The sequence below is a fragment of the Mesorhizobium sp. M7A.F.Ca.CA.003.01.2.1 genome, from assembly GCF_003998945.1.
In the GTDB taxonomy this organism is placed as follows: Bacteria; Pseudomonadota; Alphaproteobacteria; order Rhizobiales; family Rhizobiaceae; genus Mesorhizobium; species Mesorhizobium ciceri.
The window spans coordinates 1-1,163 of record NZ_RZRA01001288.1; the positions used below are offsets into that span (position 1 = coordinate 1).

General features: G+C 63.6%; 1 protein-coding gene and 1 pseudogene. Both read right to left on the reverse strand.

What is annotated here, in order from left to right; translation table 11 throughout:
• Nucleotides 1–115 (reverse strand): annotated as a pseudogene (locus tag EN969_RS36425) (phosphate starvation-inducible protein PhoH); the annotation flags it as partial.
• Nucleotides 116–141: 26 nt separating this feature from the next.
• The coding region (locus tag EN969_RS32045; protein WP_127419786.1) for a MiaB/RimO family radical SAM methylthiotransferase at nt 142–1,163 on the reverse strand (1,022 nt) is incomplete at its 5' end.

Genomic DNA, 1,163 nt, shown 5'->3' on the forward strand with positions numbered 1-1,163 from the left:
GACCATAGAGGGCGCTGGCAAGCTTGTTGTTGTCGAAAGTCAGAACGATGTGCGCCATGTCAGAAGCCCCAGATGCCGGTACCGGGGGCAGGTTCTTCAGCTCTGCTGCGCTCAACCGTCTCTCCTCATCTGCCGAGACCCTCAGGCCAATTCGGCGAACAGGCTGTTGTAGCCCGTCTTCGTGATTCGCACCTGGATAATGTCACCGATTTCGCCGGCCTTTTCATCAACAATAACCGGCTGCAGCCAAGGTGAGCGGCCTACCTTCTGGCCGGCCTGGCGGCCGGGCTTCTCGATCAGCGTGTCGATGGTGCTGCCGATGAGGCTCAAGCCGAAGTCCTGCTGCTGCTTCACAAGCAGAGCCTGCAGCCGCTGCAGGCGCTCGTCCTTGACCGTTTCCGGCACATGATCGGCCATTTCGGCGCCTGGCGTGCCGGGGCGCGGCGAATATTTGAAGGAGAAGGCCGAGGCGTAATTCACCTGACGCACCAGCTCCATGGTCGCCTCGAAATCCGCTTCTGTCTCGCCGGGAAAGCCGACGATGAAGTCGCCGGAAAGCGCGATGTCAGGCCGGGCAGTGCGGATACGGTCGAGCAGCGCCAGATAATCCCTCGCCGTGTGCCGGCGATTCATCGCCTTGAGGATGCGGTCGGAGCCCGATTGCACCGGCAGATGCAGATAGGGCATCAACGCCGGCAGATCGCGATGGGCCGCTATCAACTCGTCATCCATGTCGCGCGGGTGGCTGGTGGTGTAGCGCAGACGCGCCAGCCCGGGGATTTCGGCCAGCCTGAACAGCAGGCGGCCAAGGCCCCACTCGTGGCCGTTCTCGCCCTGGCCATGCCAGGCATTGACGTTCTGGCCAAGCAGCGTCACTTCGCGCACCCCGGCTTCAGCCAGGCGCTCAGCCTCCGCGACAATCTGCGCCACCGGCCGGGAAACTTCGGAGCCTCTGGTATAGGGCACGACGCAGAAGGTGCAGAACTTGTCGCAGCCTTCCTGCACGGTGAGGAAGGCGGTGACGCCGCGCTTGATGACCTCGGCGCGCTTGGACTGCGGCAGATGCTCGAACTTGTCCTCGATGGCGTAGTCGGTCTCGACGATCTTTTCGCCGCCGCGCACCCGCGCCAGCACGTCGGGGAGCGGGTGATAAGCCTGCGGGC